Source organism: Corallococcus carmarthensis (assembly GCF_003611695.1).
Lineage (GTDB): Bacteria > Myxococcota > Myxococcia > Myxococcales > Myxococcaceae > Corallococcus > Corallococcus carmarthensis.
This window is the reverse complement of the sequence record NZ_RAWE01000123.1, coordinates 13,805-28,959: the sequence shown is the minus strand read 5'-3', so window position 1 is coordinate 28,959 and position 15,155 is coordinate 13,805. Positions and strand designations below refer to the sequence as shown.

Below are 15,155 nucleotides of genomic sequence, written 5' to 3'. Positions count from 1 at the left end.
CCGCGGGGGCGGGCGTGGCCGGAGCGTCGGACTCCAGCGACCGGCTCACGGAGCGCGCGGCGATGGCCACGAGCGCGTTGAGCAGGCACGCGGACCAGAGCGTGGAGCGGTTGCCCAGCACCTCCAGCAGCAGGAACGTGGACGCCACGGCGCCCGTCACGGCGCCCAGGGTGTTGACGCCGTAGAGCAGGGCGAGGTCGCGGCGCTGCGGATCCGCGTCGGAGAGCACCGCGCGCGCGGCGGCGGGGAGCGTGCCGCCCATGAGCACCGTGGGCACCGCGAGCACCAGCAGCGACAGCACCAGCCGCACGACGGTGCCCAGGCCCAGGCCCATCACCGGCGTGCCGCCCAGGGCGATGTACACGGCGCGCACCGCCTCCACGAGGAAGGGGCTGAGCGCGGCGCTCGCGGCGATGAGCAGCTCCAGGTTCGCGTAGAAGGCCAGCGGCCGGGCCTGCCGGTCCGCCCTGGCGCCCAGCAGCGCGCTGCCCAGCCCCAGCCCCGCCATGAAGATGGCCAGCACCGCGGCCGACGCGGCGGTCGAGGCCCCGAAGATGAGGCGGAACTCCCGCAGCCACACCGTCTGGTAGACCAGTGCGCAAAGCCCCGAACCGAAGAGGAGGGGAGCCACCCTCCCGACGCGTGCGTTCATCAAACCCTCGAGGAGCCCGCGCCCGTCCAGCCCGTGGCGGGTCGCGTCTCCCTCTCGGGCCGCAGTATCCCGTGAAGCGTGTCCTGGGGAAATCAGTGAAGCGGGCCTGCCTGCTCTTACGGCGCCGGTTTCGCGCGCTCGGCGGCCTGCCGCTCCTCGCGGCACCAGGACAGCTGCTCCTGGATGGTGGCCAGGGGCACCGCCAGCTCCATCTTGAAGGACGTGCCGTCCGGCCGGACCTTCGCGAAGTCCAGCAGCTGCGCCAGGTCCTCCTTGCCGTCCGCCTGCGCCTTCATGCGCGCCATGGACAGCGCGCCGCCCAGGGACTTGCCCAGGTCCGTCATCTTCTCCGCGTCCAGGCCGCTCACGTTGGCCACCATGGCCACGTCGCCGCTGGTGTCCAGGTGCAGCTCCACGTTCTGGGCCACGTCCGTCAGCCGCCGCGCCAGCTCCGCCTGATCCGGCCCCAACAGCCGCGCCAACTGCTCCACCGCCAGCACGCCGTACATCTCCCCGTAGGTGCTGTTCTCATCCAGCAGCGGCGGCCCGTCCTCCACGCCGCGTCCGTCCATGCGGTCCAGCACCGTCTTCACCGAATCCGGCGACTTGCCGAACACCAGCATCTGGTTGTTCCAGGTGCCCACCGCGTTGTCCATCCGGCCGCGCTGCGTGCCGCCGTCCGGCAGGGTGAAGGTCGTGTCCCCCGGCTCGTACACGCGCGCGCCCGGGCCGTGGTCGGACGACACGCGCTCGCCCAGCAGCTCCTGGTAGCGCGCCTTGCTGAAGTCGCCGGAGAGGATGATGCCCTCGTCGGTGACGACCAGGCGGTCCAGGTCCTGGAGCGGATCCACGCCGCTCAGCGCCTTGAACTGCTCCAGGTTCTTGCCGCCGTCGCGCAAGAGGCAGTCCATCAGCAGCTCGCCCACGGGCGAGTGGCGAAGCGCGTTCGCCTCGATGACCACCGCCGTGCGGCCCGGCCCCCGGGGCAGCGCCGCGAGCAGGGGGTCGCGCGGCTTCACGGGCGCGGCCACGCCCGCGTCCACCACCGCGGGCATCACCCAGGTGCGCCGCTTCTCCGCGCGCTCCAGGTCCGTGCCGCGCATGCGCCGGGGGAAGTCCACGTCCGGCTCCGGAGCCGGCGGCTTGTCGCCCTGGCCCGTGAACATCAGGAACGCGCCCACGGCGAACAACAGCACGGCCCCCACCAGCCACACCCTCCTGCGCCCGCGCGATTCCATCTTCAGCAATCCTTTCCTTCGAAGTGCCAGACGCCCACGGAGAGCGCTCCCAACCCGAATACCAGCACGCCGCCCAGCAGCATGCCCAACGAACCCTTCTCCAGCGGCGTGGAGCTGGCCAGGTCCGCCGCGCGCGACGCCAGCGCGGACAACCGGGGCAGCACCAGCGTCACCGCGTCGAACGCCGTGCGGCCGAAGCCCGCCTCCAGGTAGCGCGACACGTCCGCGCGGAAGCCCGCGAGGATGCCGCCCACCAGCAGCACGAAGCCCGCCGCGGAGCACAGCGCCGCGCTCCTCACCAGCGTCGCCGTGGTGAGCATCACCGCGTACACCGCCGCGAACCCCACGCACGCCAGGCCCCCGGCGATGAGCGGCCCCGCCGTCCAGTACCCCGCCTTCACCCCGAAGATGAGCGTCAGCCCGCCCGCGGCGTACACCGTGCCGCCCAGGGCCAGCGTCATCACGCCCAGGAACGTGCCGGCCAGCAGGTGCCAGCGCTGGAGGGGCAGGGCGAGCAGGTGTTCGATGCGGCCGGGCGACAAGAGCCCCGGCGCGAAGTCCGAGCACGCCACGATGCCGAAGAGGATGCCGCCGTAGAACACCAGGTACGCCGCCGCGCGGTAGATGGGCCGCAGCGCCACGTCCACGGACACGATGTTCGAGCGCACCACCTCGCCGAACAGCCGCGTCGCCGCGAGCGCCCCGTCCACGACCTCCAGCTTGAGGCTGAGCGCCACGGTGGCCAGCACCAGCGTGAGCCCCACCATGAAGGCCAGGATGAACTTGCGTGACGCCGCCTCGCGCAGCACGTAGCCCGCGATGACGAAGACCGGGCTCTTCATGCCGCCACCCCCGGCCCGCCGACAGCCCCCACGAGCACCGCCTCCAGGTCCGCGCCCTCGCGCTTGAGCTCCGTGAGCAGCGCGCCCCGGGCCCTTGCCCTGTCCAGCGCCGCGTTGAGCACCGTTACGTCCGCCGCGTCCACCGTGTACACGCCTTCCTCCCGGACACCACCGGCCTGCACGAAGCCCTCGGACGTCAGGGCCGCCGCGTCCGCGCCGGGTGCGAAGCGCACGCGCCAGCGGGCCCCCGCCTTCGCCAGCTCCTCCAGCCTTCCTTCGCGCAGCACGCGCCCGTCCGCGAGGATGGCCACGTGGTCGCACACGCGTTCGGTCTCCGCCAGCAGGTGCGAGTTGAGGAAGAGCGTCACGCCCTTCTGGACCTCCTCCTGGAGGATGCGGCGCACCTCCAGCCGGCCCATGGGGTCGATGCCATCCGTGGGCTCGTCCAGCACGAGCAGCGCGGGGTCTCCCAGCAGCGCCGCCGCCAGCCCCAGCCGCTGCCGCATGCCCTTGGAGTAGCCGCCAATGCGCCGGTCCACCGCGTCCGAAAGGCCCACGCGCTCCAGCAGCCGCGCGTGCGCGCCCGCGTCCGGCTTCAGTCCCTTGAGCCGCGCCACGGTGGCCAGGAACGCGGGCGACTTCCACGTGCCGGGCAGGTGCAGCCGCTCCGGCAGGTAGCCGATGCGCGCGCGGATGGCGGGATCCTCTGGCGACCCGCCCAGCACGCGCACCGTGCCCGCGGTGGGGCGCACGATGCCGAGCACGCTCTTGATGAAGGTCGTCTTGCCCGCGCCATTGGGGCCAATCAGCCCGAACGCGCTGCCCGCCGGGACGTGGAGGTCCATGCCCTTGAGGGCTTCATGGCCGCCGCGTCCGAACGCTCGGCGATACGTTTTTCGCAGGCCCTGGACTTCGAGGGCGGGGGGTGGGGTCGTCACGGTTACGACTGTAGACGACCCGGCGGGACGACGATTGCACCCGCATCGAACCTGGGGGAGGGACGGGCGGCCCTGCATGCGGGTTTCCCAGCGCGTTCCCCCGTTCGCGCCGCTGGGAAAGGCTTTGCGCACCCGGAGCGCATGTGGCGCGACGCGACACCCCGTCATTCCCGGACATTGCACTGCTGGGGGTTCCAACGGTGCCCCTGGTCCAGGCCCTGCAATGCCTGTCCATGACCCGCGGGACCTGGATGCCACCCCCCGCGGACACACCACACAGGAGACATGGGCATGACGTGGGCAAACGGGACCGAGCAGCAGCTTCAGGACGCGCGCCGTGAGCTGGAGGCCGCCGAGCGGGAGCTGGACACCGGGACCGAGGCGGCGCGGGTGCGCTACGCCCGGGCGCTGTACGAGGCGGACCTGGCCGGGCGGCGGGCCGACCGCATGGCGCGCGATTCCCGCCGCCATCAGGTGACCTGGCGCCCCGTCGCTGGCTGAGCAGGCGGATTGAGGACGCGGAAGGGGTGAAGCGCGGGGCCGGGCGGTTTATACCGGCGACCCATGGCCCACCCCGTCCACCGTCCCCGCAGGCTGCGCCGCTCCGCGGCCCTCCGTGACATGGTGAGAGAGACGCGCCTCTCGCCCACGGACTTCATCTACCCGCTGTTCGTCGTGGAAGGCCGGGACGTGCGCCGTCCCATCTCCTCCATGCCGGGCATCTTCAACCTCTCGTTGGAGCACGCGGTGAAGGAGGCGAAGCTCGCGAAGTCGCTGGGCGTGCCGTCCGTCATCCTCTTCGGCATCCCGGACCACAAGGACGCGCGCGGCACCCAGGCGTACGCGACGGACGGCATCGTCCAGCGCGCCATCCGGGAGATCAAGGCCGCGGAGCCGGACCTCCAGGTCATCGCGGACGTGTGCCTCTGCGAATACACCGACCACGGCCACTGCGGCGTGCTGGACGGCAACCACGTGGCCAACGACGCCACGCTGCCGCTGCTGGCCCAGATGGCCGTCACGTGCGCGCAGGCGGGCGCGGACATCATCGCCCCGTCGGACATGATGGACGGCCGCATCGGCGCCATCCGCAAGGCGCTGGATGAAGTGAAGCACCAGGACACGCCCATCATGGCGTACTCGGCGAAGTACGCCTCCGGCTTCTACGGTCCCTTCCGTGAGGCCGCGCAGAGCACGCCGCAGTTCGGCGACCGCCGCGGCTACCAGATGGACCCCGGCAACGTGCGCGAGGCCATCCGCGAGACGGCGCTGGACGTGGACGAGGGCGCGGACTTCATCATGGTGAAGCCGGCGCTGTCGTACCTGGACGTCATCCGCGCGCTGCGGGAGAACTTCGACCTGCCGCTCGCCGCGTACAACGTCTCCGGCGAGTACGCGATGCTCAAGGCCGCCGGGCAGAACGGGTGGGTGGACTACGAGCGCGTGATGATGGAGGTCCTCACCTCCATCAAGCGTGCCGGCGCCGACCTGGTCATCACCTACCACGCCCTGGAAGCGGCCAAGCTCCTGTAGGCGACACCCCGGGCGCCCGTCCGTGGCGGAAGGCTTGATCGCTTCCGCCGCTTGCGCCCAAATGGTCCCCACAACGATGCCCACCCAGAAGAAGCGGCCCGGACGCAGAACCGAGAAGCCTCCGCCCCGACGTGGCGCCGCGGCGTCCCCAGCCCGCCAGGCTCGGACGACCCGGAAGTCCCGGAAGGGTTCGGTCCAGCGCCCCGGGAAGGGCCGCGCTCCGGTGGTCCGTGAGCCGGGGCCGTTGCAGTACAAAGTGGTGGAGCTGTCCACGGTGGACGAGGGCGCGCTGGAGCGCACCTTGAACGAGTGGACGGGCAAGGGCTGGAACCTGGACGGCGTGCAGTTCGCGATGCGCGAGTCCTCCAAGCGCCCGGCCATGGCCTTCGTCTTCTTCACCCGCGAAGGCGAGGCCGCGCGGCACGACGAGGACGACGCCCGGCAGAAGCTCCTGCGCATGTCGGAAGGCGGCAGTCCCACGGCCCAGCTCGCGGCGGAGTACACCGGCGAGCACGCGCAGACGGTGGTGCCCTTCGTCCACCCGCTGTCCGCGCACGAGCGGCTGGCGAAGCTTGCCGGGCTGGACGAACCGGAGCCCACCGAAGAGGGCCTCACGCTGGAGCCCGAGGAGTGAGCGCCGCCCCTGAACGCAGCCTCATGTCGACCGGGCGGGGCGCGGGCCGCGTGCTGCGGCTGGTGCAGGAGGACGCGGAGCCGGATTCGCCCTACCCGAAGGCGTCGCTGCTCCTGCGGCTGGGCGCGCGGGTCATCGACTGCGCGGTGGCCTGGGGCCTGTACGTGGTGTGCGGCGCGGCGGGCGCGGTGGTGGCGCTGCTGTTCCTGCTGCTCGCGGACGGGATGCTCCAGGGGCAGAGCGTGGGCAAGCGCATCTGCGGCGTGAAGGTGATGCACCTGCCCACGCGCTCGGCCGCGCGGCACCGTGACAGCACGCTTCGCAACGCGCCGCTCGCGCTGGTGGTGCTCTTGGGGATGATGCCCGCGCCGCACGGCGTGGTGGCCGCCCTGGCGGGCTTCGTGGTGATTGGCGGCGTGGAGGCGTGGCGCGTGCTGAGAGATCCGCTGGGCCTGCGGCTGGGGGACACCTGGGCGCAGACGCAGGTGGTGGACGGGAAGGTTGTCGCGGGCGCGACGGTTGCAGCCCGCACGCCGGTGGGCGCCACGCGCGCTCCCGGACGGTTGATGTCCGCGGCGAAGGTGTGCCGTGGCAAGGCATTCAGGAAAGGGAGACGGGGTAAGCCATGCGCATCGCGCTGACCTACAACCTGCGGCTTTCGGACTCGGAAGAAGAGGCGGAGTTCGACACGCAGGAGACGGTGAACACGCTGGCGGGAGCCATCGAGCGGCTGGGCCACCGCCTGGAGCGCTTCGAGGTGAGCGGCCCCGCGTCGCGCACCGTCGCCCGCCTGGAGGCGTACAGCCCGGACCTCATCTTCAACACGGCGGAGGGCCGCCGCGGCCGCTTCCGTGAGGCCTTCTACCCGGCGCTCTTCGACGAGCTGGGCTTCGCGTACACGGGCTCTGACGCGTACGCGCTGGCGCTCACGCTGGACAAGCAGCTCACCAAGCTCATCCTCTCCAAGCACGGCATCCGCACGCCGGGCTGGCAGTACGTGGAGAAGCTCAGCGAGCTGACGGCGGAGAACCTGCGCTTCCCCGTCATCGTGAAGCCCAACTTCGAGGGCTCCTCCAAGGGCATCACCCAGGACTCCGTCGCGGAGACGCTGGAGCAGGTGCGCGAGAAGGTGGCGAAGGCGCTGGAGAAGTACCCGGCGGGCGTGCTGGTGGAGGAGTACATCAGCGGGCGCGACCTCACGGTGCCGTTCCTGGCCGCGGTGGACAACGACTTCGACGGCGTGCTCGCGCCGGTGGAGTACGTCATCGACCCGGAGGCCGCGCAGGGCCGCAAGTACGCCATCTACGACTACGAATTGAAGACGCGCCGGGAGAAGGCCGTGTCCGTGCGCGCGCCCGCGAACATCCCGGCGAAGATGTCCGAGGACGTCCGCAAGATGGCGCAGAAGATCCTCCAGGTGCTGGACTGCCGCGACCTGGGCCGGCTGGACTTCCGCGTGTCCGACGCGGGCGTGCCGTACTTCCTGGAGATCAACGCGCTGCCCAGCCTGGAGCCGGGCGCGGGCATCTACGCCGCGGCGGAACTCGAAGGGCTGCACCTGGACGGGGTCATCAACTCCATCATCCAGAGCGCGGGCAAGCGCCACAAGATCCGCGACTCCAAGAGCCGCCAGGGCAGGCCCGCGCGCAAGTCCGGTCCGCTGCGCGTGGGCTTCAGCTTCAACGTGAAGCGCGTGAAGCCCAGCGCCACGGCGGAGACGGTGCAGGAGGACAGCGAGGCCGAGTACGACTCGCCCAACACCCTCCAGGCCATCCGCGAGGCCATCGCCTCCTGGGGCCACGAGGTCATCGACCTGGAGGCCACGGCGGAGCTGCCGACGGTGCTCTCCAGCACGCCGTTGGACATCGTCTTCAACATCGCGGAGGGCTTCAAGGGCCGCAACCGCGAGAGCCAGGTGCCCGCGATGCTGGAGCTCCTGGACATCCCGTACACGGGCAGCGACCCCGCGACGCTGTCGCTCGCGTTGGACAAGGCGCTGGCGAAGAAGATCGTCCGTCAGGCGGGCATCCTCACGCCCAACTTCCAGCTGATGGTCACGGGCAAGGAGCGCCTCAACAAGGAGTTCACCTCCTTCCCGCTCATCGTGAAGCCGGTGGCGGAGGGCAGCTCCAAGGGCGTCGTCACCAAGAGCGTCTGCTACTCGGAGACCGAGCTGCGCGACGTGGTGAAGGAGATCGCCGGCAAGTACCAGCAGCCCGCGCTGATTGAAGAGTACATCGGCGGCCGTGAGTTCACGGTGGGCCTCTTGGGCGAGCGGCGTCCGCGCGTGCTGCCGCCCATGGAGATCGTCTTCCTGGACAAGGCGGAGAAGAACCCGGTCTACAGCTTCCAGCACAAGCTGGATTGGACGGACCGCATCCGTTACGACGCGCCCGCGAAGATCGAACCGGCGCTGCTGGAGAAGCTGCGCACGGCGGCGCGCAACTCGTTCATGGCGCTGGGGTGCCGCGACGTGGCGCGCATCGACTTCCGCATGGACGACAAGGGGCGCATCTACTTCATCGAGTGCAACCCGCTGCCCGGCCTCACGCCCGGCTGGAGCGACCTGGTGCTCATCGCCCAGGGCGCCGGAATGGACTACCGGACGCTGATTGGGGAGATCATGGCCCCCGCGATCCGCCGCTACAAGGAGCGCGAGGCGCGCCGGGCCCAGACGGAGAACCCGGCCGGCGCCGCCGCGCCGCCGCTCAACAAGGTCGTGCAGCGGATTGAAGAGCAGTCCGCGCAGGCCGCCGCGTCGGGCCCCGCGGAGAACACGCCCGCGCCGCGTCCGGAGCTCAAGTCCTGAGCCACCGCTGAAGCGCGGGCAGGGAAGGGGACGGTGCCGGAAAGGCGCCGTCCCCTCTTTCATGTCAGCCGTCGCTGAGGGCCTGGGCCCAGCCCTTCTCGAAGTTGTCGTGGTACGCCTGCCACAGCGTGTCCGAGTAGAACTTCACCAGGTTCTCGTCGTTGTAGCGCAGCGAGTTCTTGGACAGGTTGTGCGAGCCCGTCAGCACCATCTTGCGCACCGTCCCGTTGAAGTTCCCCGAGTAGACGAAGTGCTTGCTGTGCGTGAGGACCGTGCGCGGCTCGCCGCTGCTGTCCTTCACGTTGTTGGCGGACGAATCCTCCAACTGGCGGATCGTGATGTTCTTCGCGCCAGTGAGCTTCGTGCGGATGCCCGCGTCCATGTCCGTGTAGAGCACGCGCACCCGGCAGCCCAGCTTGCCGATGCGCACCAGCTCCGTGGCGACGATTTCACGGCTGTCGTTGAAGTGGTTCTGGTTCACGTCCAGCGTGCAGCCGGACACGAACGTCTTGATGTAGTCCGTGAAGTTGTTCGTCACGGTGTCGGAAGACAGCTCGTTGTCGTTGCCCGTGCGCGGGAAGAAGTACGCGGTCCACGGCGCGTTGGGCGAGGCGTAGTACCCCTGGCCCGACGTGGGGTTGTAGTAGTCCGTCGTCTTCGTGCCGGCGCGCAGGTCGTTGTGGTAGCCGACCCAGTAGTCGTACCAGTCCCAGTCCTCGTAGCTGACGACCATGTCGTTCCAGTAGTTGTTCTGGGAGTAGGTGTTGTTCCACGAGCCCTGCACCACGACGCGCTGGATGCGGTTGCCCTGCGGATCCGTGGTGGTGGAGAAGGTGAAGATCTTGTCGTGCATGATGGTGCCCTCGCGGTCGAAGCCCGCGATGCACGCACTGCCCGCGCCCGTCCCATTGCATCGCGTGAGCTCCAGCCGCAGGCCATCCGGACATGTCGCCGCCGGGGGCACGTAGCTGCTGATGTCGTGGATGACGCCGCCGGAGGCGAACTCCGAAGCGGCGCCGCCGTTCTGCTCGTCCACCACCAGCCGGACGATGACGCCCCGGCACAGCGCCGCCTTGATGGCCGCGTTCAGGTGGTCCGTCGTCCACAGGAACATCGCGATGCGGATGTATGAACCCTTGGGGCTGTTCTCGATGAGCCGGACCACCTCGTCCTTGATGCGGTAGTCCCGCGTGCCCGTGTTGTCCGGCTGGTTGAAGACGACGTAGAGCCCCGGCACGTTCGTCGCGCCCTGGGCCTGCGCCACCAGGTTCGGATCCGTCTGCGCTTCCGGCTGACACCCGGCCAGCGCCGCCACCAGTCCTGCCACCGCCAGCAACCGCTTCATGACCTGCCTCCTGTTCTCCGTCCCCCAACCATTTAAGCCGAAATGGTTGGGAAAGCGGAGAAAGCAGGAGCCAGTGTCACCTGCCCCCGGGAAGGTTCAGGGGATGAACCCGGGGAGCAGGAGCTGCGTGGGCGCCGCGGGCGGCCTGGGGCCTGCGCGCTGACCTACGCGGGGGAGAACTCCGTCATCAGGCCGCTCCCCGCATAGAAGCGACGGTATGGCGAGGGCATGACGAAGCCCGTCCCACCGCCAAGGCTGAAGCTTGAGTCGAGGGCAGGATTGGAGCGAAGCACGTAGGGGTTGTTGGCGGCTCTTTGCCGGATGAGGTTCCTTTGCGCGCCACGGAAATACAGACTCTTTGCGAGGAATGACCCCGCAGAGGCCGCGCCCAGTGTCGCGAAGAATGAACCGTCGATGGTGACTGTCCCCGTCGTGGCGAGTTGCGAAGTCACATTGACACCGGCGCCTTCGAGGAGGCCTGTCAGGGCCGTGGCCGTGTGCCTGGCGGCGAACTTGACGGTTTCGCTCCCCAGGAAGCTGTTGCTGGAGGCCAGCTTCGTGAGCCCCTGGCCGGCGGCCTTGAATGCGGAGCCGACGCCACCGCCGATAGCTCCACCCGCGGTTCCGATGAGCACGTTCAGGGCCGTGTCACGGCTGAAGAAGTTGTCCGAGAAGCTCCCATTGCCTTGCGCGGACTGGTCAATGGCGTTGAACACACTCCCGGTGAGGCTGCCCGCGAATCCCGCGGTGGCCCCAATCGCAATGGCTCCGGCAAGCCCAACGCTCCCGACGACGAGCCCCGCGATCCCCACGGTGGCGACGGCGGCGACGACACTCGCCACGAGGCCAAACCATCCCCAGAACCCCCACGCATGCCCGGTGGGGTCGGACAGCATGACCGGGTTGCCGTTGGCGTACTCGTAGCGGTTGAAGAGGGGCACGCTGTCGAGGGTCATGAAGCGCATGAGCCCCGGGTCGTAGTAGCGCGCCCTCATGTAGATGAGGCCAGACTCGGCGTCCCGGTACTCCCCCTTGAAGCCGAAGGGATTGGCCTTGAGATCGAAGGCATCCTGGACCGCTCCCGAGGACCCGTCCCGCTCGCCATAGGCGCTGAAGCGGTTGCCGTCGAACTGGACGCCCCCCAGGATGTCGCCGGTATAGGTGCGTTGCGCGATGACGTGGCCCTGGTCGTGGAGGAGGAGCTGCCGGACTTGAAGGAGCTTGGGGTCCCTGCGGGCGACGCGCATGGAGCCCACCATGGCGCCGCTGAGATGGGTGTCGGCCTCGAACGTCTGGGCGGCGCTCATCTTGCCTCGGGCCTCGTGGACGAGGTTGGGCACTTCATCCGCGTCGTAGTAGTAGCGCAGGGCCGTTCCGTCCGCGCGGTACTTGCTCTTCCTCAAGCCATCCGGGTGGTAGTCATAGGCGAAGCTCTTGCCTTCGGTGTCAACGAACCCCGTGAGCTGGTTCAGGAGGTTGTAGCTGAACTTCCGGCCGGCGCCGTCTTCGGTGAGATTGCCGCGGCCATCGTGGACGGGGATCCGCTGAGTGCCGCTCGGATCCTTGATGGACACGAGCTGGTTGTCCTCGTCGTATTCGAACTGGGTTGTTTCGACCTTGCCGGCGCGGGTCAGGATCCGTTTCACCACGTTCCCCGCGACGTCGTAGGCATAAGCCCGGCGGGTCAGCAGCGCGCCCGAGGCGTTCTTCTCCTCCTCCTGGGTCAGTTGCCCCAGCCCGTTGTACTGGGAGTCCACCTGGCGGTTGAGCGCGGCGTTTTGCGGCTGACTCGGGGACGCGTAGGCCACGCGGATGAGATTTCCGGTGATGTCGTCGTAGGTATAGGTGATGGACAGGAGCGCTGGCGCGATGATGTCCAGGGGCAGCGGTTTGGTGATGGCTTGATGAACGCGCCCGAAGCCGTCGTAGGTGAAGGCGGTGAAGGCAGTCAGCGTGTGGCTCAGGGTCTTAAGCTTGCCACTGTGCGCCGCGCTCTCCGCCTTCGAATAGTAGTCGAAGGTGATGGAGCCGACGAAGGTGCCCGGGAGGGGAAGGGGGAGGCCGGGCAGCGGGTTCACCGTTTTGGTCTTGAGTTGCCCTTGGGGCGTATAGGTGAGCTGGAAGCGGGTGCCCGTGGAGTCGGTGAAGCGGACAAGCTGGTTGTTCTGGGAGGAGTGCTCCCATTTCAGCGTTCTCCCGTCGGGCTTGTATTGGAGGGATGTGATCAATCCGTCCGCGGTATAGGTGTACTCGATCTTGTCGGATGACTTGCCGCCCTCCAGGTGCTCCAGGGACAGCAGGCGCTGGGTCTGGGGATCGTAGGTCCGGACGAACTCGCGTTTCACCGCCCCTTCGGTGAAGTCCATCCGGGTGAGTGCATTCCGGGCGTCATACTCCTGGTTGAAGAGAGGGCCGCCCCCCAGGATGTGCCAGGTCGTTGGATTGCCGTGGGCGTCGTTGAAGAACGATTCCATCCTGCCCTTGGGCAGGAGGATGTAATCGAGGCGGTTGATTGAGTCGTAAGAGAAGGTATTGCCCCTGGCGGACGTCGTTTCGTTCCCCTTCCGGAGCGTCCGTTGGGTGCGGACGACGTTGCCGAACAGGTCCCGGCCCTCCTCATGGATGACCTGGGTGCCATCGCTCGTCTGGACCTCGGTCGTCAGCGCGTTGCCCTCGACGTCCCGGGTGATGCGATGCGTGAGGAAGTCCGGTTGGGTCTTGCTGCCCTGCTTCTTGAGGACGACCTGCCCAAAGCCGTCATGGCCGGTGGAGGTGACCTGGGAGACCCCCTGGGTGGAGGGGATGATTTCCTCCACGGTGACCTGCTGCCTGTCATTGAAGGTGCGCTTGTGGCTCAGGATGCCATTGAACGACTCGGATTGGGTTCGGGCGACCTCGTCATAGGTAAAGGTGCGCTCGTTGCCCAGCGCGTCCCGGACCTTGGAGAGGCGTCCCCGGTCGTCATATTCATGGGTCACCTTGGAGTTGTCTCCCAGGATGCCGGACTCACTGAGGAGACGGCCGTGCTCGTCGTAGGTTCGGGTGGCGAGGGTGCGCTTGCCTTTGTTCGGCCCGGCATTGTCGGATTGACGGATCACCAGGCCAAGGCTGTTGCATTCCGTGACGGTCTGGTACCCATTCGCCTTCACTTCCGTGACGGTCCGCTGGGTGTCGTCATAAATCCACTTCGTGGTCGTATTCAGTGGATCCACCGTGGAGGTCTTGCGTCCCAGGCCGTCATAGGTATGGGTGGCGACGCTGTTCCGCGTATCGGTCTCGGAAACAACGAGGCCGAGGGTGGTGTCGCTTTCCTGGAGGGTGGTGAAGCCGTAGTCATCCTTCGACGTGAGGGTGAGGCGGTGCTTCGCCGGATCGTAACTGTAGGAAAGCTCCTGGGATGCGAGCAGGCCGTCGTTGCGCGTAAGGTCTTTCGACTCCTGCCAGATGATCCGCCCCTGGAGGTCATGGTCGAAGGTCGAGTGCCGTGCGGGCTTGAACTCATCCGCCTTGACGAACCCCACCTCACTCTCTTCAACGAGGCTTCCCTCCAGGTTCAACGTCCGCGCGGTCCGGGTGACGACTGGCGTGGCCGTGAGCTCTCCCGCAGCACGGTAGTCGTGGACTTCGTGTCGCGTCACCAGCCCGAAACGGGGGTCGTAGTCGAACGTCTCTACCTTCTCCGTCTGGAAGGTCTTGCCGTCCACCGCGACGGACTCCTCCGTGCGCGTGAGCTGCCCCTGGTCATTGTAGTCGAGGGTCTTCTTCTGGGAGCGACATGACTCAGCGTTATCGGATTGGTAGGTCCGGGTCTCCACCTGGATGGGGATCTGATAATCCGGAAACTCCGCAATGAGCTCTCGGAGTGGGGGGAAGAACCCGTTTTCATCTTGGCCTGGATACCGGAAGAGTGTCTTGGAGATCAGCTCGCCAGGGCCGGCGCTCGCGTACACCTCGGTTTGCATCTCCAGGTGGAAATGGTTGTAGATGTGGCGGGTGTACGTGATTCCGTCGTCCACGGTGGTGACGTAGCGGAAGCGGTTTCTTCTCCTCTCCATCAGGAGGTCCCGCAGATTCGGGTTGAAGAAGCGGGCGGGGTAGCCGGTGTAGTTGCGGCGGTCGCCATCCCTGACGAATTCGTAGCGCGTGATGTGAGAGGTGTCTTGGGAGGTCCGGACGACTCTGCCGACCACATCAAGCAGCTCTTCTTCCCGGGCCCGCCGCGCCGGGAGCCAGGCATAGGCGAACTCGGTGACGAGTCCGCTGGGGGACTGAATGCTGGCGAGCAGGCCCTTGGTCGTCCTGCCATCCGTGTGGCTGAACAGGGTTTCCCGTCCCGTGGGGCCCACGTACCGCTTCATCCGGAGGACCTCGCTCGTTTTGTAGAACTCGAAGCGGATGCTCCGCGCCGTGCCTTCCGCATGGGGGAAGGTGATCTGGGTTGCCATCTCCTCATGGGTGAAGGTGAAGGTCTGCCCGTAGGTGTCGACGACGCGGTGGAGCGTGGACTGCAGGACGGAGGTGTCGTCGGCTTCGTTGTAATAGTAGAGGATGTGATTGCCGTGGACGTCCTCGCTGGCGATGAGCCGTCCCGACTTGTCGAAGTACTGCTTCGCGCCGTTCTGGAAGGAGAGGACGTTGCGGTACGTGCGATGGCTGTCTGGTGGGTCGAAGGGAAGCTCCGGAAGGAAGTCGAACGTCTCCAGATGCATGTTCTTCACGGAGCTGTACCGGAGGCCCTGGGGCCACGTCGGATCCACGGTGTAGGTGGCGCCGCCGTTGACGATCAATTGACCGCCCACGATGTAGCTCAGCCGGTAGCGCCACGGCGCGGGGAGTCCGAGGATGCGATGGTCCGTTCCCGGCAGGGGCTGCGAGTATTCAAGGCCCAGGTCCACGTCGAGGCCCGCGATGCCCGGGACCACCGGCACGGCCAGGGAGAGGTGGACTCGCCCGGTGCGCAGGTTGACGTCGCCGGTGAGCGGGTCGTGGAAGTTGTGTGCGTTTGAGAGCTCACCGTCTTGCGCGAGATCGGCTGAGGCCATGGCGTGTGTCCTTTGGCGGTCGGGAGCCAAAGATTGACAGACGCGAATTCGCGCGGTGAAGCGCCCGGAAGGGCAGGTCTCATCCGTGCGAGGGATTGCCACGGCTGGCGGCGGATCACGTT

The 15,155-nt window shown here is 67.9% G+C and carries 11 protein-coding genes; 5 read left to right on the top strand and 6 right to left on the bottom strand.

Going from position 1 to position 15,155, the window contains the following annotated elements:
* The 4 genes from D7X32_RS27675 to D7X32_RS27660 form a co-directional block, all read right to left on the bottom strand.
* On the bottom strand, positions 1-652 hold a 652-nt coding region (locus D7X32_RS27675; protein ID WP_167506521.1), incomplete at its 3' end, for a fused MFS/spermidine synthase.
* 116 nt (positions 653-768) lie between these two features.
* Positions 769-1,890, bottom strand: a complete 1,122-nt coding sequence (locus D7X32_RS27670; RefSeq protein ID WP_120605574.1) for a hypothetical protein — start codon at positions 1,888-1,890, stop codon at positions 769-771.
* Between the two features lie 2 nt (positions 1,891-1,892).
* The gene (locus D7X32_RS27665) at positions 1,893-2,732 is read right to left on the bottom strand and encodes an ABC-2 transporter permease (RefSeq protein ID WP_120605573.1); all 840 of its coding nucleotides are present in this window, start codon (positions 2,730-2,732) and stop codon (positions 1,893-1,895) included.
* Entirely contained in the window at positions 2,729-3,577 is an 849-nt protein-coding gene (locus D7X32_RS27660; protein WP_244239213.1) for an ABC transporter ATP-binding protein, read from the bottom strand. The genes D7X32_RS27665 and D7X32_RS27660 overlap by 4 nt, the downstream gene beginning before the upstream one ends.
* 384 nt (positions 3,578-3,961) lie before the next feature.
* Here D7X32_RS27660 and D7X32_RS27655 point away from each other — a divergent pair, with 384 nt between their 5' ends.
* The 5 genes from D7X32_RS27655 to D7X32_RS27635 all read left to right on the top strand — a co-directional run bounded on the left by D7X32_RS27655 (position 3,962) and on the right by D7X32_RS27635 (position 8,646).
* Positions 3,962-4,171 (top strand): hypothetical protein, encoded by a 210-nt coding sequence (locus D7X32_RS27655; RefSeq protein WP_120605575.1) that lies wholly within the window; start codon positions 3,962-3,964, stop codon positions 4,169-4,171.
* 120 nt (positions 4,172-4,291) lie between these two features.
* On the top strand, positions 4,292-5,203 hold the full coding sequence (gene hemB, locus D7X32_RS27650) for a porphobilinogen synthase (protein ID WP_497463397.1): 912 nt from the start codon (positions 4,292-4,294) through the stop codon (positions 5,201-5,203).
* 244 nt (positions 5,204-5,447) lie between these two features.
* Positions 5,448-5,837 (top strand): type IV pili motility protein SglS, encoded by a 390-nt coding sequence (gene sglS, locus D7X32_RS27645; RefSeq protein ID WP_244239212.1) that lies wholly within the window; start codon positions 5,448-5,450, stop codon positions 5,835-5,837.
* A gap of 23 nt (positions 5,838-5,860) precedes the next feature.
* Entirely contained in the window at positions 5,861-6,478 is a 618-nt protein-coding gene (locus D7X32_RS27640) for an RDD family protein (protein WP_120605570.1), read from the top strand.
* On the top strand, positions 6,463-8,646 hold the full coding sequence (locus D7X32_RS27635) for a D-alanine--D-alanine ligase family protein (protein ID WP_120605569.1): 2,184 nt from the start codon (positions 6,463-6,465) through the stop codon (positions 8,644-8,646). The genes D7X32_RS27640 and D7X32_RS27635 overlap by 16 nt, the downstream gene beginning before the upstream one ends.
* A gap of 64 nt (positions 8,647-8,710) precedes the next feature.
* Here the strand turns inward: D7X32_RS27635 and D7X32_RS27630 are convergent, their stop codons facing one another.
* Positions 8,711-9,991 (bottom strand): phospholipase D-like domain-containing protein, encoded by a 1,281-nt coding sequence (locus D7X32_RS27630; protein ID WP_120605568.1) that lies wholly within the window; start codon positions 9,989-9,991, stop codon positions 8,711-8,713.
* Positions 9,992-10,155: 164 nt separating this feature from the next.
* Positions 10,156-15,135 carry an RHS repeat domain-containing protein gene (locus tag D7X32_RS27625; protein WP_147450292.1) on the bottom strand — a complete coding sequence of 1,660 codons (4,980 nt, stop codon included), beginning with the start codon at positions 15,133-15,135 and terminating at the stop codon, positions 10,156-10,158.
* Between the last annotated feature and the right edge of the window lie 20 nt (positions 15,136-15,155).